Raw genomic sequence first — 20,815 nt, forward strand, 5'->3', positions numbered from 1 at the left:
CAAGCCTGCTGTTTTGTGTCCTGTTGGTTAAAGCGTTTGTTAGGCATACATTAACCGTGGTGTCGACGGATATGCTTTATTAAACCTGCTTCGTTAAATTCTAATGAAACAATATTAGTTTTACTATATTCAATGGTTTTATCTAAATGTGCAGGCTTAACTTTACCCATTTCAGTCATTTTGATAAATACAACATTAGCACCTACCATGATTTCCTTTATTTCAATATTACTGTTTATAACTTCATCTTTTAGTTTACCAACCATGTCTGAACGGAGTTTCGTTTTATCAGTATAAGTAAACTTAAATTTAACATGTTCATCGATAAAGTTATCTGACAATAAAGATATATAATGGTCGATTTCTTTAGTGGTTGTATTTGGTTGTTGACGTGAATTTTTGGCTGATACAAATGCCTTTGCTTTTTCAATTAATTGTTCTGCTGTGAACTTGTCATTTGCAGAAATTGAGAAAGAAAAAATAAGGAATATGAATGCTAAAGTTAATTTTATCACCGAATTCTCCTTGTATGCCTAACGCCCAATTAAGGTGTGAGTAACGCTACCACGTAACTCAACCATGCCACCGTAAACATTGAACTCAAGTTTAGAGCCAAAAGCCCCAAGCGTTAGGAATCACTCTTAAATTGTTTGTTATATTGCTGATGCTCAGAAATTGATAATTGCACGGCTGCCGCTGCATGAATTTCTGTCGTGTCATATAGTGGCACTGTCGTATGCTCTTGCTGAATTAGTAAAGCAATCTCAGTACAACCCAGAATGACCGCTTCTGCGCCCTGTTTGTGCAGGTTTTCTACGATTTCTAAGTATTGCGCTCTTGAGCTTGAGTCGATAACACCACGACATAATTCAGTGTAAATAATGTTGTGAACCACATCGCGCCCACTGCTGTCTGGCACAATGACATTGATACCAAATTTTTCAATTAGTCGCTGTTTATAGAAGTCTTGCTCCATAGTAAAACGAGTACCGAGCAAGCCCACTGTCTTTATGCCATCAGATACTAATTTTTGAGCAGTTGCATCTGCGATGTGCAAAATTGGGATAGAAATATTCGCTTCTATTTCATTTGCGACTTTGTGCATTGTATTAGTACAGATGATTAAGAAGTCAGCACCACCCGCTTCTACTGCTCTTGCTGAAGCAGATAAAATTGACGCTGTTTCTTGCCAATTTCCTTGATGCTGTAGCTTTTCGATTTCATCAAAGTTGACACTATAAAGGCAAATTTTCGCTGAGTGCAAACCGCCTAATTCTGATTTTACTCCCTCATTTATCGCTTTGTAGTAGCTAGCTGTTGATTCCCAACTCATGCCACCAAGCATTCCTATAGTTTTCATTATTTCTCCGATACTTGATTGCAATATAACACTTTTAAAAATAAGCGACACGCAGTTTGTGTTGCATAATCGCTTGTTGGACTGAGTTGCTACCCGCTCGATGTCTCAGAGTTGGTGTTAATTATGCTAAGGGAATTTGCTTTTTGGAGGCTCTCACTTTCCTAGCTAGTGTATTCAGTTTAGCTAGTGTTATGTAAGCTTTCCCTGCATTGCTCAGCGCTCATTATGTATTCATTACACCTAAATTTACCTTAATAAGCAATTATATTTTTTTAGCGTACAGAGGCCGCTAGCCTGAGCAATTAAGCAGGTTAACTAATTGATTTTGAGCAGCTATCAAAATGCTGACAAGCCCAATTCGGTATCAATGTCACGTTTTCTCCTGTCTTTGGCCTCTTTACTCTGCATGTGCATGACGCCTGCGACCTTATCAGCGCTAACTTTCGCTTGCGACATGCATTGGCTAAAAAACCGTAATGCCGAATACGCATAAATCCTTTCGGTAGTACATGCTGCAAATAACGCCGTAAGAATTCGTCATTACTCAGTGTCATCACTTTATCACGATTATCATCCGCATAATCTCGATATTTGAAGCTCACCGACTGTGCATTCGCTGATACTAAACGTGATTCAGACATCACGCCTTTTCGGGTATACCGTGCTAGGTAACTTACTAGCTTTTCACTGTAAGCTACACAGGCTTTGCTATACACGCACCACTTTGTTGGCGTGTTTACCTTCATGAGTGAAGTATTACATTCACTAAGCGCCGCTAGCATTTTTCCTCTAAAGACCGTTGATAACGCTTTAACGGGATATAAATAGCCTTTTTCTATCTCATTCCATTGAGTCTTATCGAGCGTACTTGCTGGGATTAAACAGTGTAAATGAATATGCTGACTTAAATTTTTCCCCCAAGTATGCAAGACGCTAGTCATTCCTAATTTGTCGATTACATGCTAACCAAACAATACTCTTTGCGGTCTGTTGACACCTACTTAAAATAGATTATTGGGTTTACTTATTATCACGACAAGCATGTGGGATAACAATGTTGAGAAATATTTAGTTTTGAATAAAAATGCATCTCTTAAGAACAAAAACCAGTGACACCCACCTGAACTAACAGTCAAGCTGAGAAAATGAAGTAAAAAGTATGTGTAATATGTACTAACCTCAGCAAGGTAGCTATATCGTGATTACCATATGAAAGTTCAAAGTCGCCTTTGAGGCGAAGTCTACATTTGTTTTTTGACACTGTAAGCACTACTACATTTAATGGTGCTAAGCGATAACGGACGTGAAAATATGTTTTTGTGCGTTCACCTGTTGCAAACGCAGCGTGTATCAATTGTCGTCTAGTGTTTAGTTGACGTCTTTTGTAGGCCAGTCAACAATATGGGACTCAAAATCTGACTCTAAATCTACTTCTAATTCTGATATTGCTCTTCCAAATATGCTTATCCCCGCATCTATCATGGCTTGTTTGGAACCTTTATGTTTGAGCGGATGCCAACTAGCGAGACCTCTGCCTTCGTACAGTCGCCTGTAGCTACAACTCGTTGGCATAAAGAATATATCTTTTAGATTTTCTTTAGTTAATTGTACACATGAAGGCACTAAGATTTGGCGTTCACTGTAGCGACTGCACCCACATGTTGTAGCGTCGTTATATTGACAAACAATATCGGTGTAAAGTAACTCTTCACCTTCGCGCAAGAAGTCGGTGCTTTCAAATTCCGAATCATCTTCCTCATCACTATCAATAAATGAATGTAAGCAGCATTTACCACAACCATCACAGATTGATTCCCACTCTTCAGTTGTCATTTCTTCAAGTGTTTTTTCTTGCCAAAAGCCCATAGTGAAAGCCCCTTTAAATCATTATGTACAATCGTATTGTAATGCTAACTTGCCCTTAACCCCTATTAATTAAGCGGCTCTTGCAAGAGGCAAGCAAACAGCACATTTTATAGGAAGGTCGATATTAATTCAAAAATGATTAAAGCAACGTCAGTTGTAGACAATGCTTTATTTACTCTTTATCAATATTGTGGTGATATATAGCGACCATAAGTTGTACGGCATAAGTTAAGGAAACACGATGCACTTATTAGTTCGGACGTTAATTCTGTTTGGTGTAGTTGTAGGTGCTATAGCATCATACAGTTATGGAAATAAGTCGGGTCTGTTTATTTTTGTTGTGATTGGACTATTACTTGAAATCTTTTTTTGGCTGCGTTTGTCTCCAAGTAAAAATCACAAGTCACAGAAGAAACAAGTTTAGCTGAGTTTTTTAGGATTGCTTTTGTCTGAAGAGGCTTTGTGCTATTAAGCGTACTATGCAAACGCTGGCTCTGATTTTAACGGTATTCTGATCTCGATGTTGAGGCCGCCCAACAAGCTATTGAAAGACTCTATTTCCCCGCTATGGGCCTCTAACACCTTTTTACACATCGCAAGACCCATGCCTTTTGATTTCCCCGAATTTGTTCGCGAAGACTGAGATTTATATAAGGGATCAAACAGTTTCTGGTGTGCTTCATATGAAAGTGGTGTGCCTGAGTCTTCAATGCGGATGATTAAGTTATTATCCAAACAAAAAAAGCTCATTTTGACGGCTACATTTTCACCGCCATGTTTTTTTGCATTACCTAAAATTTCGAGTATACAATTTGTGATAGCATCTAGATCTATTGTTACTTTCTCTGCTCCTGAAATCTGATAGTTCACCTCCAGTTGCCCCGTGTTACTTGCAAATAAACTTGCAGCTTCAGTATGGACGTTATGCACTAGCTTACAGATAGTAAAGTCCCTAAGGTTTAGCATAGTTGCAAGTTTCTCGTTATCTGTAACAAGCATAAGTTGATTGATGAACTGATTCAGCTCATCGATTTTATCCATCAACTTACTGTAACTTTCCTGTACATTCTCGACAATATTGTATTGTAAAGATTCAACTTGTACTTTCATTACGGTCAAAGGGGTGCGTAGTTCATGAGACAGATCCGTAAATAGTTGTTGTTCCTTTTCTTGTAGTTCTTGTTTATTTCGTTGATTAGATTGCTTTTCAGTTTTTACCGTGTTTGCCAACGCATTTACTTGCGTTTGTAATGTCGAGAGTAAGTTGTTTTGTGCCGACTTATTTTGTTGGGCTAGAGCAAAAGTAAATAGGATAACCTCTATCAAGTAGCCTAACTTAATCGCACTGGAAATGTGATAGACATTGATAAAGCCTGAAAACATCGTGCCCCCTATGGCGATGATATTAACAAAAACAACATGGTTCAAAAGGCTTAAAGCAAAGGTAATCGACCCAGGTGCACGTTGCTGAAACGACCAAAAAGCGGTAAAGATAAACAGCGGGATGATACTTAGACTCAGAATCAAATTATAAAATACAGACTTCGATAGGATTGCTACTGGGATTAATAACAAGTAGCCCAGCAAAAATGCCTTATAAAAGTGATTTAGTGTGGGGTTGAACCGACCGAGTTGTAAAAACTCACGGATAAACAAGAGGTGGAAGACTGGAACTAGTGTCATCAACCCTGCTGAAAATAGTGATGCAAATATGCCATAAGATGGCCAGAAATACTGAAAAGTGAACCCTGACATATCCAGTACTATTAAAAGAAATAATAACGTCCAAACGCAGTAATAAGCATTTGCGGCATTTGCATTGAAGTAAAAGTTTACTAATACGATGACAAAAACAGCGGCAATAATACCACTAAGCGTTGCATTGATTACGGTACTACTAAGCATGCTACTTTGTAATGTTCTATCGTCGAGTAATTTAAGACCTGCTGCGGCATTTGCAAAAGTTTGGTAGCGAACGATGAAGTGTCCGCTACCTGGTTCTTGCTGTGTCAATGGCTGGTATATCTGGGGAGTCGATATTGCTCTGGTTGAAAACTCAGCGTCAAGGGTATATTGAGCGATAGCTGATACCTGAGTCTCATTGACGTAGGAAATACTTAACCAGGGCAGTCTTGCAAATCCGAAAGAAAGATAGTGTTTGTAACCAGTTTCGAGTGCGCTTGCATCAATTATAGCCCATTGGTATGGCTGCTCTGTTAATGACGGTTGATATTTAGAAAGCTGGCTGATGATTATCGACGCTTCCTGTTGGCTTACATTTAGCTGTTGACTTAACTGTGCGGGGGTCATCTCGCTAAATTGGACCTCAACTTGTGTATCACGCCCGTTTTGCTCATTAGGAGCCGAGATACTAGCGCTAGCCAGTGTCGAAACGAGCAATAAAATTAATGTAAGCAGTTTGGACATAATAAAGTAATACACAATGTTTGTTTGACAATGCTACGTTGAAATAATGAAGCAAATATGGATAAAACGTGTGTAAGTAAAAGATTGTAAATAAAAAGCATCAAATATACGTATTAAAAACAAACAATTACAGACTCCTATTTACTGAGATTTGTGAAACATGGTCGCAAAATAGTCATATAATCTGAGTTACATAAAACTGAAATATAACTGTAACAATTGGATGTTCTAATGCGCCACTGAAATAAAAGTGTAACGAAAGAACACGTATTACTCTAAGAGCGAAACTATGGTTAATCAATCTCAGACTTCAGCTTCAGCAAAACTTTTTAACTGGCTGTCTATCATTCTACTTGTTTACTTAGTCTTAGTTGCAGTAGGTACTGTAAGTGGCGGTTTTAAACTTGCCTCTGGTGGTAGCGAAGGTGCTAAGGAAATATTTGCATTTGCAACTAATCCTGTAGTGGCTTTATTACTTGGTGCATTAGCAACTGCTTTGGTTCAATCCTCATCAACAGTGACCTCTGTCATTGTTGGATTAGTAGCAGGTGGATTACCTATTAGTATCGCCATTCCAATGGTAATGGGCGCGAATATTGGTACCACTATCACCAATACGTTAGTCTCAATAGGTCACATTCGCAGCAAAGAAGAGTTTAAACGTGCTTTTGCAGCTTCTACGGTTCATGATTTTTTCAATTTATTGGCCGTTGTGATTTTCCTGCCGTTAGAAATTATGTTTGGTATCTTAGAAAAGTTTGCGTCTAGTCTTGCACATGTTTTTGTAGGCGATGCTGATTTATCTTTAAAGAGCTATAACTTTATCAAACCACTAGTTAAGCCAGCGGTTAATGTGGTCAAAGATGCCGTAAGCTTTTTAGATTCTACTGCCGCTGGGGTTTCTATGGTGGTGATCGGTATAATGATGATTTTGTTCGCCGTTACTTACTTAGGCAAACTACTGAAAAAAGCGCTAGTAGGTAAAGCTAAAGAATTGTTACATAGCGCTATCGGTCGTGGGCCTTTGGTGGGAATTGGCTCTGGTGCAGTTGTGACCGTTATGGTTCAGTCTTCTTCAACAACAACTAGCCTTATGATCCCACTTGCTGGAAGTGGTGTGTTTACGACCCGTCAAATCTACCCATTCACATTAGGCGCAAATATTGGCACTACTATTACCGCACTGTTGGCAGCGACCTCTATAACAGGTGCTGCGGCAGAAGTTGCCCTTACCATCGCACTTGTACACGTAATGTTTAACGTTTTTGCGGTAACGCTTATTTACGGCATGCCGTTATTACGCGAGATACCACTGCAACTAGCCGAAAAGATCGCTGATGTTGGATCTCGTAACAAACCGGCAGCACTTGCTTATGTGCTAGGTTCATTCTTTGTTTTTCCGGGACTTATTATGTTGGCAGTGCGTTAATAGCAACCTGCCACCCTGTGACATAAGGCTCGAATTATCGAGCTTTATGTTTTTTAACACATCATCACATGTTTCAATTATTTTTATTACCGTGATATCGATTGGGCAAAACCTTTAAACAGCTCAAAGCTAATCGTGTCATTGACGAAAACGGTATAAAGTCATAATTCTGTCATCATATTTTGAGAAAATTACTCCTGTCTTTATTAATGAAGAAGCAAATAAATGAGTAGCAACCTTGGTATTTTTAGCTTTAACGCGGCACAAATTGAAAGTTCGATAAGAGGAAAATATCGATCGGTTCAGCCCTATGAGAAGCCAGTTTTGCGACCAGATGATAATGGACTATCGTTGACAATCGAGCTCCCCAAGGATGCGCGCATTGGTGATAAGGTCGAAGTGATTTTAACCAAACTTGGTGAACGTGTTGCTAAGTCTGAATCAGTATTAACTGTTGACGCTGACACTTATCTAACCAAAATAGTAGAAGTTAAAATCCAACAGCCACTAGAAGCCGATAGGTATGCTATGCAAATTAACTTGGTTGGATTGCATGATTATTTGAAGAATACTGCTGAGTTTACGATCACGCTAGCCGAAGCCTTGATTGCGCCAAGCCATCCTGAAATTGATGTAAACGGCGATGAAGTCAATGGCGCTAAACGGCTGTTTAATGCTGCGATGAGTGCAGTGTTGTCTGTTTTTTAATCGCAAAATAACCAAAGCACAAGCTATAAACTTATGGAGCACATTTGTAAAACGCGCTGCCAACACATTAAGCGAGTTAGTACTATGGTTAAGCCGTAAATATATTAGCTTAATTGGGTAAAGATATTTTCCCCATTGAAAAGGGTAACGCTTCCTTCTCTCCTGATAACGTTTCATTTGCAAGCAATGCAAATAAAGCTGCCTCTTTGGCATCAGGGTCAATGTTCAAGTTGGCAAAGTCTTTAATCACTATGGTGCCTTTGAGAAGTCCACCAAGGCGCTGCATCAAAAACGCATTATGCACCCCGCCTCCACTGACATAAAGTTCAGTGTGTTCCGTTGTGAGCTGATTTATTGCCTCTGCAATAGTACGAGCGGTAAATTCAGTAAGAGTCGCTATGATATCCTCATGGCAAAGATCACATTCACTCAGCGCACTTTGTATATACGCGCGGTTAAATAGCTCTTGTCCCGTAGACTTTGGCAGTGGCAAATCAAAAAAAGCATGTTGGCTTAATTTGATTAGCAGTTTATCGTTAACATTTCCACGTGATGCTACCTTGCCATTTTCATCATAGGCAATACCAAGAGTGTGTTGACAATATTGATCAATTAACGTGTTTCCTGGGCCTACATCGCTACTAATGGTATCGTTTATCGCCTTAGCTTTTGGTAAATAAGTTAGATTAGATATACCGCCGATATTTAATAAAATGCGGTCGACTTTTTTATCTGAGTAGAGTAAATGATCGCCATACTGTACCAGAGGCGCTCCTTCTAGTTCATTGGCGATATGTTTTTGTCGGAAATCAGAAATAGTAATTATACCTGTTTTTGTGGCAATGACATCGGCATCTACAATCTGCAAGGTGCTATGTAAATTTGAAGCGGTATAAAACGGTTGACCCGGACAATGATATATAGTTTGTCCGTGACTTGCGATCAGATCTATGGATTGATGCTCCTCTTGCCATAACTGTAGTGTCTCACTAATCATATCTGCATATAACCTTCCAAGCCAAGTATGTAACTGGCAAAGAGAACGCAGATCGACTTTTGGGACTGATGCGTGTTGGCTCAATAACGCCTTTTGTGATTGGCTATAGGCAACGGTTTTGAATTTTTCTACTTCAAGCTTCGTCCGTTTTCCATGATGCGTAATTTTACATAATGCGATGTCAAGTCCGTCAAGAGAAGTACCACTCATCAGGCCTAAAATTCTCTTAGTGGGTTTATTTGCAATGTTGGCTAATTTTATAATATCGCTTTTCATTTATAGCTTTCGTTCTGTAATGATGGCTGCCACTTTATCGTATTTTACGCCTTTCAAGATCCCGAACCCAGTTAATTGTCTAAACTTAAACCTCGTAAAATACGGGCAACTTAAGCCAAGTAAAAATAGTGTTTTTAAATGAGTTGAAAAGTCGACACTGTTCTGTGTGGCAAATTGCGACGCATTTCTCAACGCTTCTCGGATCAACTCAATATCTATTGCAGGTTCTTCCTCCACCTGCATTAACATGGCTTTTCCTTCGCATGCGCTACAATGCCCGCAATGTTTCGGAGCCATGCTATCTCCAAAATAGCTTGCCAAAGCGTAATGATAGCAGGTAGTTGGTTGAAAAAATTGGAGTAAATGTTTAAGTCTGGCTTGTTCACCTTGTGCTTTAATTTGTGCTTGTTGATAAAACTCATCCGTTAATTTATCGATGTCGATTGATTCACTCGTTTTAGAGTAGACAGAAGTATACTTTGATGTTTTCACCTCGATCAGCTGTCGGTTCGATAAATAGTCAATAGCATCTTGCGCTTTTGACAAGGAGATCCCATTATTTTCCAATGCAGCTAACGATAATACTCCCCACTTTTTCTTAAATTCAAAGCAGCTCAATAGCTTATCCAAGAACACTTGCCGCTGTTCAGAAAAGTGAGCAAGTAACTTCTCTTTCGTTTGGGTAAACGCAATGTGTAGCTCTGCGAAGTAGCTATAGTTAATTTGTAATAAGCCTTGTAGCTCTAACTGTACTAACAAGGTTTTTAAGACCAATTGGTTTATATTCGTTTTGTTTGCAAGGTCATACTCATTTAAATGATAGTCTTGATCTGGCGCTGAAAATAATTCAGTAAAGAGGTGTTTGAGAGACGCATACTCCAACGCGCTTGCATGGACAAAGTTCTCAAGTGTCGATATTTTCTCGTTATTTATTAGCGCAACACAGTACGCCTGCTTTGAGTCCCTACCCGCTCTGCCGACTTCCTGGCTATAACCCTCGATGGACTTTGGCATATCATAATGTAGTACCCATCTAACATCCGGTTTATCGACTCCCATACCAAAAGCAATTGTGGCGACAACGATTAAATCTGGCTCAGTCAGAAAGTTCGCTTGGATCTGTGCTTTATCTTCAGCTTTAAGCGAAGCATGAAATGCAGCTGCTTTAAATCCACATGCAACAATCATTTTAGCAACTTCTTCTGCTTGTTTTTGTTGCGTTACATATACGATCCCGGCTCCTTTTGCCCTTTTAAGAAACGCAAGTAAGTATTCATCTTTTTGCTTTTCTCTTATATACACCGCACTCAGATGTAAGTTCTTTCTATAGAAGCCGGTGCGAACAATCGACTGCTGCTGAATATTAAACTTACATGCCATATCATTGGCGACTTTGTTGGTTGCAGTGGCGGTAAGTAATAACACTTGCTTGATCCCAAGCTCTTCACGATATTTGGCAATTTTAAGGTAATCAGGGCGAAAGTTGTGTCCCCATTCGGAGATACAGTGTGCCTCATCGATGACTAAAAAAGAAATGTGAGCTCGGCTTAGTAATAAACGGGCTTTTTGACTGTTTAATCTTTCTACTGAAATAAAGAGTACTTTCAGAGTGTTACTGATGATCTCATTTTCAATCTGGGTTGCTTCGGCACGAGTTTGAGTACTATCCAAGCAGGCGGATTTCACTCCTATCTTTAATAGATAATCTCGCTGCTCATGCATTAACGCAAGTAGTGGTGATACGACAACACACACACCCGATTTTAAGACTGCGGGGAGCTGGTAACACAATGATTTTCCTGCTCCAGTTGCAAAAATAGCAATGGTGCTTTGTTCTTTTAGTATAAGGTCTATAACTTCTGCTTGGCCATGGCGTAATGTCGAATGGCCAAATGTCTGCTGCAGCGTTGTGAAAATCTGTTTTTGATTCATTCCGAGTCTTTTCTGTATTTTTTTGAGATGTCGCTTATCGTCTCGCTTAGGCTTTTAATAGCTGTGTTGATCCTATCAATTTCAGAGCGGTTAAAGGCATGTCGACCTAGCATAAAATGTATCGCATTGTCATTGACAACATAGGGATGTAATACGAGGCTGTGATAGCCAAGCTGGTTAATATAATAATATCCAGCATCTTCATCTTCTATCAGAAAATCAACACGACCCTTTGCAACCATTTCTACTCTGCGCTCTAGGCTTGAAATTTCAAATAACCTTTTGTCATACCATTCTATTTTTTTTATTTGTTTTAGCTCTTCGCCATAATAAGCCCCAGGATTTGATGTAAACGTATGCCCGGACGAAAAAAGCTCTATTAGACTACTGTTTGGGCCGATTTCTCTATTTGAGAATAGCCTCATTCTCTCTCTTCTATAAGGTGCCGAAAAATAAGCAACTTTTGCTCGCTCAACGCTAAAGCTAGCTGAAGGAAGAATATCTATTAGTCCTTTTTCTAGCTCGGTGATCCCTCTTGCTGATGAAGGAAGTTGAATAAATTCGATACAGAGGTTTGCGTTAGCAAAAACTGACTTTGTTACTTCAATATCAATACCGTATGGTGTTGGATTATACATGACAAAAGGTGGCCACTGTGAGCCTATTCCAACTTTATACACAGGCCGGTTGGCGCAAGCCTGCGAGTGAGTCGTGAACATCATCAGGCAACATATAAATACGGTGGAACGAAAAATTACTAGCAGGAGGCGTTACTCGTTTGTGAAGCTCATATCGTTATTATGAAAGACTCACGAAAAAAATAAAGTGATAAATCGGTAATATTGGGCAGAGTAATGTGTAAGTGAACAATAAAATGAGCTTGTGCAAACAAGCTCATTTAGGGTTTAAGTTAATCAGTTTACAGACGTTTCCAAACGCCAGCGGTTCCAGGCTCTTCTCCACGAGTCCACCATTTGGCTTCAAACTGAGCGCCGTTATGGCTAACGCGATCTCCGCCAACATATACGGCTGAACTATCCCATGCAGGATATTGTGCTGCCGTGTCTTTCACTGTTACATCAAAGCTTGAAATAACATTGTTGACACCGTCAGAGACTGTAACAGTTACCGTCACCGTAGTATCAGCAGAAACACTAGAAGCGGTAAGGGTTGCCGTATTATTATTGCTAACAACGCTTAGCTCGGCTGGTACTGACCAATCATAGCTCAATGCAGCGCCCTCTGGATCAGTAGCGTTGACTGTAATTGTAGTCGAATCACCTTCATTGATCGTCACATTTGCGATCGGCGTAACTGCTGGAGCCTCATTTGCCCCCTCAGGATTGACAACTACAGTGACCGTCTTACTGGTGCTAACAGTGCCATCGTTTACTGTTAATGACAAATCATAGCTAGTTTGCTGAGTTACTGATGGAGCAGTGATAGAGACTGACGCCGTGTTGGTTGCAGACAAGACTAATGCTGCGGGAGCAGTCCATGAGTATGTTAACGGATCATTGTCAGCATCAGCTGCTAGCGCACTTACATTCACCGATAGCCCCGCTGTTACGTTAATTGGACCTGAAAGGCCAATAGTGGGCGCACGGTTTGGAATATCACCAGCGGTAAGACCATCGTACATCGCATTTAATATGTCGCCATTGTCAGCGTCAATTTCCCAGCCGAACAAACCAGCAAGTTGGTGAGTATTTGCATATTGACCCTTGGCGATGACACTTCTTGGGCTATCATAAGTGATCAGTTTACCATTGCTTCTGTTCCAGACGTAAGCGGCTTGAGCCTGTTCGTCGTAGCCTACTTCGAAGCCATTAACACCATTACCACTTTGACCTACAGCGTTAGCCGCTATCGCTTTATAATCCATTATCCCAGGTTCCCACACCCCCTCACTGGTTGAACCTTTTAATGGACCATTACCAGGTGCTGTCATCGGATTTCCTGAAATAGTCGTGTTAGCATCACTTACACCTTCCCAGCCACGGCCATACATCGCTACGCCCATAACCAGTTTTGACGGTTGTACTCCTTGTTGCAGCAACAATTGTATTGCATGGTCACCAGTGTATGCAGGACCTTTCCTAGGATTACCATTGCCATCAACACCTGTACCATTACATTCATCAGTGCTTAGATGTGAACCGCAATAAATCCCAGTTTGGTGCCCAGTATCATTATTCCACGCCCCATGGAAATCGTAGGTCATGGCAAAAATGTAGTCCATATACTGCTGCGCTGCTTGGTAATCTACGTCCTCAATTTTATCGTAACCCGCTCCGATAGCGGATGTGAGTTCATATTTTCTGCCTGTTTCTGCTTCCAACTGGTCTAACATTGTTCGTAGCTCTTGCATAAGTGCTACATAAGCCGGACCATCGTTAACTGGATCGCCAAGATCTGGATTTGGGCCGTCGCCACCAGGGAACTCCCAGTCTATATCTACGCCGTCATAGAACTTCCATGTTTTCAAGAACTGCTTAACAGAAGCGACAAAGGTGTCGCGGTTTGCTTTAGTTGTAAAACCATGGAATGGATCTGAAAGTGTCCACCCTCCAATTGAAGGTAAGATTTTTAATTCAGGGTAACGCTGCTTCAACGCCATTAATTGAGAATATACACCACGAATAGGATCTTTCGCGTCTACACCTGGCATCGATTTCTGTACGGCTGCCCATGGATCATGGATAACAACTTCATAGTCTTGTGAATCCGCACAGGCAGTTTGTAGTGCACGCCAACTGTTGCCGTTTTCAATAGATTTCAACGATTCATTCGGTCCACAAATTGGAATAAAACCGTATAAAATGTGTGACAGATTGTGGGCTGGGATTTGAGTTACATCGTAGTTGCGACCGTAGATCCCCCACTCTACAAAGTAAGCACCGGTAACACGTCCGGGAATTGTTCCGTTATTTCTGTTGTTCGGATCAACATTCATTGGTAGTGGGTCCAAATGTGCACCGTCTGTGTCGGCGATAACGATTTCTTTGCCTGCACTTCTGGCACATACCGTACCTTCACATAGCTCTAGATAAAGTTGGTGTCTGCCTGATTTTGTATAAGGAAATTCGACAACCCCACTTTTGGTTCCCGGTGTTAAAGTTCCTTGATTGACTAACATATTGTCAAAGTAAACTTTATAGTTATCTCCACCGGAGCCACTCCAAGCATTCCATTTGATGTTAATATTAACCACATCTTTGGCTTTAACTAGCTGCTTGTATGAGCCGTTGCCATCAACATTTACTTCAACAAAAGAGTATTGTTGCGGCTTCCAATCTAGTGATGGCGTAGATGGTGCAGCTAGTGCTCCCCCACTTAATAACGCCAGTCCTATATATGTAGTTATTTTATTAAGTTTCATATTTTCAACCTTTTTGTAGTTACATGTTGTACCCAGTGTGGGTTAATTAAATTGGTTTCCAAACGGCGGAGCTGCCTGGCTTCTCATTACGATTCCACCATTTCGCTTCATAGCTCTGTTGTTGATAAGTTACTTTGTCCCCTGCAACATAGGTTTGAGTTGCTTGCCATTGTGGGTATTCACCTGCGTTTACATTCTTGATGGTGACAGTAAAACTCGCTGCGGTACTGGCTTTACCATCCGAGACTGTAAGTGAACCTTCAATTGACTGGTCGGTGTTAACGGCTGGGGCGGTGACAACTATCGTGTCGCCATCTCCTGTATAAGTTAAAGGTGAAGGAATTGACCAAGTAAAACTCAACGGATCGTTTTGATCGTCGAAAACATGAGCGTGAACGGTTGCCTGCGTGTTTTCGTTAATCACGATATTTGCTATCGGGTTAATCGTTGGAGGTGTATTGGTATCCCCCTTTACAATACTCAGGTTACTTGTAAATTGTGCGTTTGGTAAAAATACTTGATTGGCCAACAATGTTGTTTCGTCAAAAACAATCGCGCCATCTTGCTGCATAACACCAATTTTTAGTTGGTTAGTAAAGTTACTATTTAAGTATGAGGCAAGCTCAGTTTGCCAGCGCGAGACATTCGTTGAATTGATGGAAAGTTGATGGCTTACTAGCTCGTTACCCGCTTGGTCAAATGTTCTAAACCAGATACTGTCGCCAACGTTAGCATTTTGTCCTTGTTTTAAATAGTAACCACTGCTAACCCAATCCGCAGGAGCGCCAGTGGACTTAATGGTAATATCTGAGCAGTTATAAAATCCTTCGCCACCGGCATCATTACGTTGCCAGCGGGTGTACAATACTGCTTCTCCTTCACGACCTGCGGGAATATCAATTTCCATTTTGTAAAAGCGTTTGCCTTCTGGATCTACAACAAAGTCGATATTGTCGAACTCATTGATGAGCTCTAAATCACTCCATTTGAGTGGCATTGTATTTCCGTCGTAACTGGGCTTAGTTAAGAAAATCTGCCAGAAGCTGGGATTATGTGGTGTGGTTGCTCTAAAGCTAATGGCCACTGTATTTTGAGCATTTGGCTCAATCGTAGTTCTCTGCCAATGGGGCGACACAACACTCATTCCTTTTTTATTTGTGTCTCCGGCTGAACACAATGTACCATCTGGAACTACAGTCTTAACGGCTTCAAGGTTGTTATAATCGGCGGTATTTGCTGAAAACTCATGCTCTTGTACAAACTGGAAGTGTCCTGACTCTAGAAAAGCTGCCCTACATGCTAGGTTGGGTATGTTGGAGCCGTCATCAGGCCACCAGTAACCACCTTGAGACTGGCATATTGCTTGTCTGGCCTTTGGAAAATCCATATAGCCATGAGATACCGCGTTGTTGGACAGTAGCGTTGAAACGGTGCCAACAATTATAAATGCAAACTTAGATTGGAATTTATTCATGTTAAATTTCCTTCTAATAAGTGGGGAGCCTGTCCTCCCCATCCATTATTTATAAGTTACAAACTTTGGTATAGTCACTGCTCGTTGAAGGTTGTTTATTACTCCACCACTTGGCTTCGTATACTGCGTTACCATCTTTAATAAGGTCGCCCTGAGCCGCATGGGTGCCTTTAGGAAAAGTAGGATAGGTGACAATTTGGTCTACAGGGGTTCCTTTACATGAAGTCACCGGATCCGTTGAACCATCTCCTGGCTTTGCTATTGGAAGACCTTTGTATTCACTGGCAAAGGCGTATCGTTTACCATCCTTCTCAATGACAAAATTAACAGGACCTGAAATCGGCATATAGTACATAACCTGCGCGTTCACCGTTTCTCCAGGGCCAAATGACTTAGGTGTGCTACCCCATTCGTTGACTAACGTGATAGAAAAACGATGGAATTCATTTTCAAAACCACCTATGTTGTTGCCAGCAGCGTTAGAGCCATTTACATCCACCGCCATCTTGAGTTTTTCTTGGGCATTCCAGTTCGATTTGAAGATAGCTGATGTTGCAACAGGTACATCGAAGGAAATCTTTGCACCGGTTAAGTCAATCCCTGAGTTATTGGTAAATGCGAAGGTTGGAGCAATTGGGTAGTTTGCATCACCTGCTGGGAAGTCTTTTGCTTCAAAAGACACGTTGACAGCAGAAGCTGGTTTAACAAACGTTTTGTTACCCTGTTTGACCGAATAAGGTGTACCACTTTGGTTAAACTTGTTGTACGCCAAGCTGGTAAGCGATGAACCCATAAAATATTCATTTTTGCTGGTGTCATAGTCAAAGTCACCGGCAAGCTCCCAAAACATGATCCCGCCCAGTTCTTGGTTGATGACATAATCAACTTTTGCAGTCATGGATTCTTCATCTTCGATGGACAAGAATACGTTTTTAGTTGAGTTCCAAAGCCAAGGTGCAACTGCAACCGCATCATAGTGGCGTGTATAACTGCCGGTAATTTGGTGCGCTGGGTTATTGATAGGGTCTAAACCGTAATCTGAAAGGTAGCTACCCAGTACTCCATTTTGTAAGTTTTTAACATGCCATAATGGGTTCGAACCCGCTGGTACCTCTAAACCAACATCATTTTTGTCATGCCATAAGTTGTCTATACCAACTGCACCATTACCACATTTATTCTTGTCGCCACTACCAGTTCCAGGAGGGCAATCCGCTTGGTTTGGTAATGCAGCTTGACCCCATAAGCCATTGGTACCGCCAGTCACATCTCTAAACCCGCGAGTGTAATAAGGAATACCTATATTAATTCGCCCAGCAGAAACTGATCCTCTGAAATATTTAACAGCCCAATCAGTATTCAGGTAGCCAATACCTTCAAACTCTTTCGTGCCATAAACATTCCATTGTTTTAATTCAGAGTCTTCACCAGTATCAAATAATGAAGCATTGTGGCCAACATGTTGGTTCCATGCACCGTGTAGATCATAAGACATGATATTCACATAATCTAAGTATTTGGTGACTTGGAAGGTCTCCATACCACGCAACAAATAACCAGAGGAAGGAGACGCGATAGTGAGCAAGTAGTGGGTATTATCTTGCTGACCTGCTTGGTCTAGTGCCTCACGTAATTTCTTCATCAATACTTGGTAAGAGCGATTCAATGCTGCGCGTCGGGGGTTTGATATGGCAAAGTCATCTGGGTGACCCGAATCGTTCATCGAAGAGGGGTACTCATAGTCAATATCGACACCATCGAAGCCATATTTACGTATAAAATCGATAGAGCTTGCAACAAAAGCATCAATTCCTGCGTGGTTCACACTACCATCAGCATTGGTTGTCATGGTGTAGAAACCACCACTCGCGACTCTTTTGCCTGTTTCGTCAAAGTAGCCTCCAGTTTCAGCCCAACCACCAACTGAAATCAACGTTTTTACGTCTGGATGCTGCTTTTTAAATTTGTTAAGTAAGTTAAAATGACCTGTATAGGGCAAAGTTGGATCCATTTCTGCCCCTGTAACTCCCGGCCAGGTCATATTCGTTGCTGGGTTTTCAGCGGCATTTGGGTTGCCTATTGAAACCTTGTTGTTAGCATCTACATGTGCAAATGCGTAATTAATATGCGTGATCTTGTCCCACGGTATGTCATTAACCAAATAACTTGGTTGACCGTTTTTACCTGTTCTCCAGCTTGTAAAGTAACCAATAACTCGTCTTGGATGATCGGCACCCATTTTTTCTCTGCCATTTTCATCATAGATTTTGCAGTAATTTGGCGAAGCATTTGGAGTTTCGTACAGCCCTGCTGGAACACAGTTATTACTAACTGGAGGAACTTCAACAACATTCACAGTTAATGTACTTTGTGCTGTTGCACCGCTGTTATCTTCTACGACTAGTTTAAGTTGCGCGGTGCCGAGTTGCACCGGTAGCCAAGTGTATTGTGCCGGTGCTGAAGTACTCTCAGAGACGACTTGACCGTCTACAAGCAACGTTAATTTTTGTACTGTACCATCAGGATCTGAGCCATCCAAAGTAATGATGACTGGTTGATTTACAGTGACATCAGTTATCCCACCTTCAAGACTTAAATTTGCGGTCGGTAGTTGGTTACTCGTTGAGTTTACGATGATATTGCTGATTAATGATGAAGAGCGTGCTTGTTCATTATCTGTAGCAACAACAGAAATGGTATGGTTACCTGCAGTTGCCAACCAATCAATAGAGTAGTTGTTACCTACTGCTGTTGTATCAATACCTACAGAGGTACCGTCAACAAAAAACTCGACTTGACTAACCGAACCATCAGCGTCTGTTGCATCAACTGAAATGGCAACGCTGTCATTTTCTGAAAAAGAAGCTCCGTCAATTGGCTGTAATGATTGAACTTGAGGTGGTTCGTTGTTGACAACGCTGTCACACCGTCCCAACTTTTTCCAGTCATCCCAAGGTCCAGAGTTAGTAGAGGGATCTGCTTGAGTCCACCACTTTGCTTCATAGGCATGTTGTGCTTTTTGTACTTGTTCACCGCCGCTATATGCTGTGCCTTGTGACCATTGTGCTAGTGAGTCACAATTGTAAGCATATGAATTAGCGCAAAAAGCAGCACCAATTAGCGAAGCCATATAGGATAAATTAAAGGTCTTTACATGTTGTTTCATAGGTGTGGTTCTCCAACCATTTATTGTATTCGGTTAACAATAACAACATAAACCTAACACATAAAAAGGATATGGCAACAAGAAATTTACCACTCCGTTTTACGTTTACGTAAACGTAATTTTATGTGTTTTAGACTTAAAAATGTAATACTAAGCTATTGAAAATAATGCTTAGTTCTTTCTCAGATAATGAAATAATCGATGTCATGATTGTTTGAGATTTATAGATAGTTGATTGAGCGAGAATGCAAAATCTTTACTTTAACTCTATGTTTTATAATGATATATCTTAATGGTATAAATGATTTCTAAGAGGAATATAGGAATTAATTCGAATTTTTCATCATGCTTGTTGTTACTTGGTTTTTCTACTAAGTTTAAAAGTAAGGTAATTTGGAGGTATTGCATTGGATTTTAGCGAACAATCAACTACTTCAGACAAAGTCATTCGTATTCTATGCCTCGATGACGAAGAGAATGTACTGCGATCATTAAACAGGCTGTTTCGACAAAATGGGATCGAAGCGGAAATGTTTACTGAACCAGAGCAAGCGTTGTTGACGATTAAAAAAAATACTTATGATGTCATTGTTAGCGATATGAGAATGCCAGATATGGACGGAGCTGCTTTTTTAAAACAAGTAAAGCAAATTCAGCCCGAAACTCAACGTATTTTACTTACTGGATACGCTGACATGGCATCAACAATTAAAGCCATAAATGAAAGTGGGATCCACGCATATATTCAAAAACCGTGGGACAATGAAATTCTAATTCATACAGTTAAACAGTGTGCCGAGAAATTTCGTTTAAAGAACCAAAATATAAAGCTTACTAAAGAAATTAGTACAAAAAATAAGGAGCTAGTGGAGCTAAACGAAAGCCTAGAGGAATTGGTACAAAAACGTACCGCACAAATTAGAAAAGTATTGAATCAGCTCGAGCAAGCGAATAAAAAAGAAGTTAAAGAGCACCGTGCTACAGTTGAGTTGCTGTATAACTTTATTAATGCCAACCCCTTTATTGATGGGAAAAAAGCGAAGAATATTGCTAGATTATGTAAAATAATGGCTTCTGGCCTTAATTTAAGTAAAGAGCTTGCTGAAACAACAATGATGTCGGGTTATCTTGCTGAGGTAGGCTTACTTGCGATGGATCCTGAAATCTACAAAAAACCACCGAGAACGCTGAGCGAAGCGCAAAAAAAGACATATTATACACATCCCTCAATCGCACAGCTTATGTTAATGCCTGCACAACATTTATCTGATGTTGCCGAAGCAATTTATCACCAATTTGAAAGGTACAATGGACAAGGTATTCCCAAGGGACTCAAGGGAAAGGAGATCCCTCTTGGCTCTTTAATATTGGCTGTGGCGAGAGACTATTATGATCATTTTTATCAAGCTAACGGTACAGATGAGGAAAAAATGCAAAATTCTCTTGAGCTTATAAAAGCGTATAGAGGAAATTTTTATGCTCCCGAAGTTGTTGATGCCTTGCAAAAAGCCGTAAGTAATAACGATCTGGCTGAAGATAGTGTGGGAACAGTTGATATAATTACAACTGATAAGCTACAAGCAGGGATGACCTTAGGTCTTGCTCTACATAGCAATCAAGGGATCTTGCTACTACCCAAAGGCCATGTATTTACAGATAAATCTATTGATAAGCTTAAGCAACTACAAACTCAGCGCCCTATCCCATTTAGGATAATGGTAAAAAGTAACTAATACCAATTGACTTTATACTTGCTCAATTTGAAGGAGTAAATCTGACGCTAACAGCATTAAAAATT

General features: G+C 40.5%; 15 protein-coding genes. 4 read left to right on the top strand and 11 right to left on the bottom strand.

Features of this window, described 5'->3' with window-relative positions; translation table 11 throughout:
* Positions 1-50 precede the first annotated feature (50 nt).
* The 4 genes from D9603_RS08830 to D9603_RS08845 form a co-directional block, all read right to left on the bottom strand.
* Positions 51-515 (bottom strand): nuclear transport factor 2 family protein, encoded by a 465-nt coding sequence (locus D9603_RS08830; RefSeq protein ID WP_128731023.1) that lies wholly within the window; start codon positions 513-515, stop codon positions 51-53.
* A gap of 113 nt (positions 516-628) precedes the next feature.
* A complete protein-coding gene (locus D9603_RS08835; protein WP_128731024.1) occupies positions 629-1,360 on the bottom strand; it encodes an aspartate/glutamate racemase family protein in 732 nt (243 codons plus the stop codon).
* Positions 1,361-1,671: 311 nt separating this feature from the next.
* Positions 1,672-2,301, bottom strand: a complete 630-nt coding sequence (locus D9603_RS08840) for a transposase (RefSeq protein ID WP_241651629.1) — start codon at positions 2,299-2,301, stop codon at positions 1,672-1,674.
* A gap of 427 nt (positions 2,302-2,728) precedes the next feature.
* Positions 2,729-3,226 (bottom strand): YcgN family cysteine cluster protein, encoded by a 498-nt coding sequence (locus tag D9603_RS08845; protein ID WP_125251301.1) that lies wholly within the window; start codon positions 3,224-3,226, stop codon positions 2,729-2,731.
* A 241-nt stretch (positions 3,227-3,467) separates the two neighbouring features.
* On the opposite strand from D9603_RS08845, the gene D9603_RS08850 reads away from it, so the two are divergent.
* Positions 3,468-3,650 carry a hypothetical protein gene (locus tag D9603_RS08850; RefSeq protein ID WP_125251300.1) on the top strand — a complete coding sequence of 61 codons (183 nt, stop codon included), beginning with the start codon at positions 3,468-3,470 and terminating at the stop codon, positions 3,648-3,650.
* 53 nt (positions 3,651-3,703) lie between these two features.
* On the opposite strand, the gene D9603_RS08855 is transcribed toward D9603_RS08850, so the two are convergent.
* Entirely contained in the window at positions 3,704-5,653 is a 1,950-nt protein-coding gene (locus tag D9603_RS08855; RefSeq protein WP_128731025.1) for a sensor histidine kinase, read from the bottom strand.
* Between the two features lie 289 nt (positions 5,654-5,942).
* Here D9603_RS08855 and D9603_RS08860 point away from each other — a divergent pair, with 289 nt between their 5' ends.
* A complete protein-coding gene (locus D9603_RS08860) occupies positions 5,943-7,082 on the top strand; it encodes a Na/Pi symporter (protein ID WP_125251298.1) in 1,140 nt (379 codons plus the stop codon).
* Between the two features lie 225 nt (positions 7,083-7,307).
* Positions 7,308-7,790, top strand: a complete 483-nt coding sequence (locus D9603_RS08865; protein WP_128731026.1) for a hypothetical protein — start codon at positions 7,308-7,310, stop codon at positions 7,788-7,790.
* 109 nt (positions 7,791-7,899) lie between these two features.
* Here the strand turns inward: D9603_RS08865 and D9603_RS08870 are convergent, their stop codons facing one another.
* The 6 genes from D9603_RS08870 to D9603_RS08895 form a co-directional block, all read right to left on the bottom strand.
* Positions 7,900-9,063 carry an anhydro-N-acetylmuramic acid kinase gene (locus D9603_RS08870; RefSeq protein WP_128731027.1) on the bottom strand — a complete coding sequence of 388 codons (1,164 nt, stop codon included), beginning with the start codon at positions 9,061-9,063 and terminating at the stop codon, positions 7,900-7,902.
* The gene (locus D9603_RS08875; RefSeq protein WP_128731028.1) at positions 9,064-10,995 is read right to left on the bottom strand and encodes a RecQ family ATP-dependent DNA helicase; all 1,932 of its coding nucleotides are present in this window, start codon (positions 10,993-10,995) and stop codon (positions 9,064-9,066) included.
* Complete coding sequence (locus D9603_RS08880) at positions 10,992-11,717, bottom strand: transporter substrate-binding domain-containing protein (protein WP_128731029.1); 726 nt, start codon at positions 11,715-11,717, stop codon at positions 10,992-10,994. The genes D9603_RS08875 and D9603_RS08880 overlap by 4 nt, the downstream gene beginning before the upstream one ends.
* Positions 11,718-11,914: 197 nt before the next feature.
* Complete coding sequence (locus tag D9603_RS08885; protein ID WP_128731030.1) at positions 11,915-14,377, bottom strand: glycosyl hydrolase family 18 protein; 2,463 nt, start codon at positions 14,375-14,377, stop codon at positions 11,915-11,917.
* A gap of 46 nt (positions 14,378-14,423) precedes the next feature.
* Positions 14,424-15,851: a lytic polysaccharide monooxygenase gene (locus D9603_RS08890; protein WP_128731031.1), complete on the bottom strand. Its 1,428-nt coding sequence runs from the start codon at positions 15,849-15,851 to the stop codon at positions 14,424-14,426.
* A 49-nt stretch (positions 15,852-15,900) separates the two neighbouring features.
* A complete protein-coding gene (locus tag D9603_RS08895; RefSeq protein WP_128731032.1) occupies positions 15,901-19,017 on the bottom strand; it encodes a glycosyl hydrolase family 18 protein in 3,117 nt (1,038 codons plus the stop codon).
* Positions 19,018-19,424: 407 nt separating this feature from the next.
* Between D9603_RS08895 and D9603_RS08900 the strand changes: the two genes are divergently transcribed.
* On the top strand, positions 19,425-20,750 hold the full coding sequence (locus tag D9603_RS08900) for an HD domain-containing phosphohydrolase (RefSeq protein WP_128731033.1): 1,326 nt from the start codon (positions 19,425-19,427) through the stop codon (positions 20,748-20,750).
* The last annotated feature ends 65 nt before the right edge of the window (positions 20,751-20,815 follow it).

It is taken from the genome of Pseudoalteromonas sp. PS5, from assembly GCF_004103255.1.
In the GTDB taxonomy this organism is placed as follows: domain Bacteria; phylum Pseudomonadota; class Gammaproteobacteria; order Enterobacterales; family Alteromonadaceae; genus Pseudoalteromonas; species Pseudoalteromonas peptidolytica.

What these genes read in the sequence shown, in the direction of transcription:
- D9603_RS08835 (WP_128731024.1), bottom strand. Translation starts at nt 1,360, where the DNA reads ATGAAAACTATAGGAATGCTTGGTGGCATGAGTTGGGAATCAACAGCT.
- D9603_RS08840 (WP_241651629.1), bottom strand. Translation starts at nt 2,301, where the DNA reads ATGACTAGCGTCTTGCATACTTGGGGGAAAAATTTAAGTCAGCATATT.
- D9603_RS08845 (WP_125251301.1), bottom strand. Translation starts at nt 3,226, where the DNA reads ATGGGCTTTTGGCAAGAAAAAACACTTGAAGAAATGACAACTGAAGAG.
- D9603_RS08850 (WP_125251300.1), top strand. Translation starts at nt 3,468, where the DNA reads ATGCACTTATTAGTTCGGACGTTAATTCTGTTTGGTGTAGTTGTAGGT.
- D9603_RS08855 (WP_128731025.1), bottom strand. Translation starts at nt 5,653, where the DNA reads ATGTCCAAACTGCTTACATTAATTTTATTGCTCGTTTCGACACTGGCT.
- D9603_RS08860 (WP_125251298.1), top strand. Translation starts at nt 5,943, where the DNA reads ATGGTTAATCAATCTCAGACTTCAGCTTCAGCAAAACTTTTTAACTGG.
- D9603_RS08865 (WP_128731026.1), top strand. Translation starts at nt 7,308, where the DNA reads ATGAGTAGCAACCTTGGTATTTTTAGCTTTAACGCGGCACAAATTGAA.
- D9603_RS08870 (WP_128731027.1), bottom strand. Translation starts at nt 9,063, where the DNA reads ATGAAAAGCGATATTATAAAATTAGCCAACATTGCAAATAAACCCACT.
- D9603_RS08875 (WP_128731028.1), bottom strand. Translation starts at nt 10,995, where the DNA reads ATGAATCAAAAACAGATTTTCACAACGCTGCAGCAGACATTTGGCCAT.
- D9603_RS08880 (WP_128731029.1), bottom strand. Translation starts at nt 11,717, where the DNA reads ATGATGTTCACGACTCACTCGCAGGCTTGCGCCAACCGGCCTGTGTAT.
- D9603_RS08885 (WP_128731030.1), bottom strand. Translation starts at nt 14,377, where the DNA reads ATGAAACTTAATAAAATAACTACATATATAGGACTGGCGTTATTAAGT.
- D9603_RS08890 (WP_128731031.1), bottom strand. Translation starts at nt 15,851, where the DNA reads ATGAATAAATTCCAATCTAAGTTTGCATTTATAATTGTTGGCACCGTT.
- D9603_RS08895 (WP_128731032.1), bottom strand. Translation starts at nt 19,017, where the DNA reads ATGAAACAACATGTAAAGACCTTTAATTTATCCTATATGGCTTCGCTA.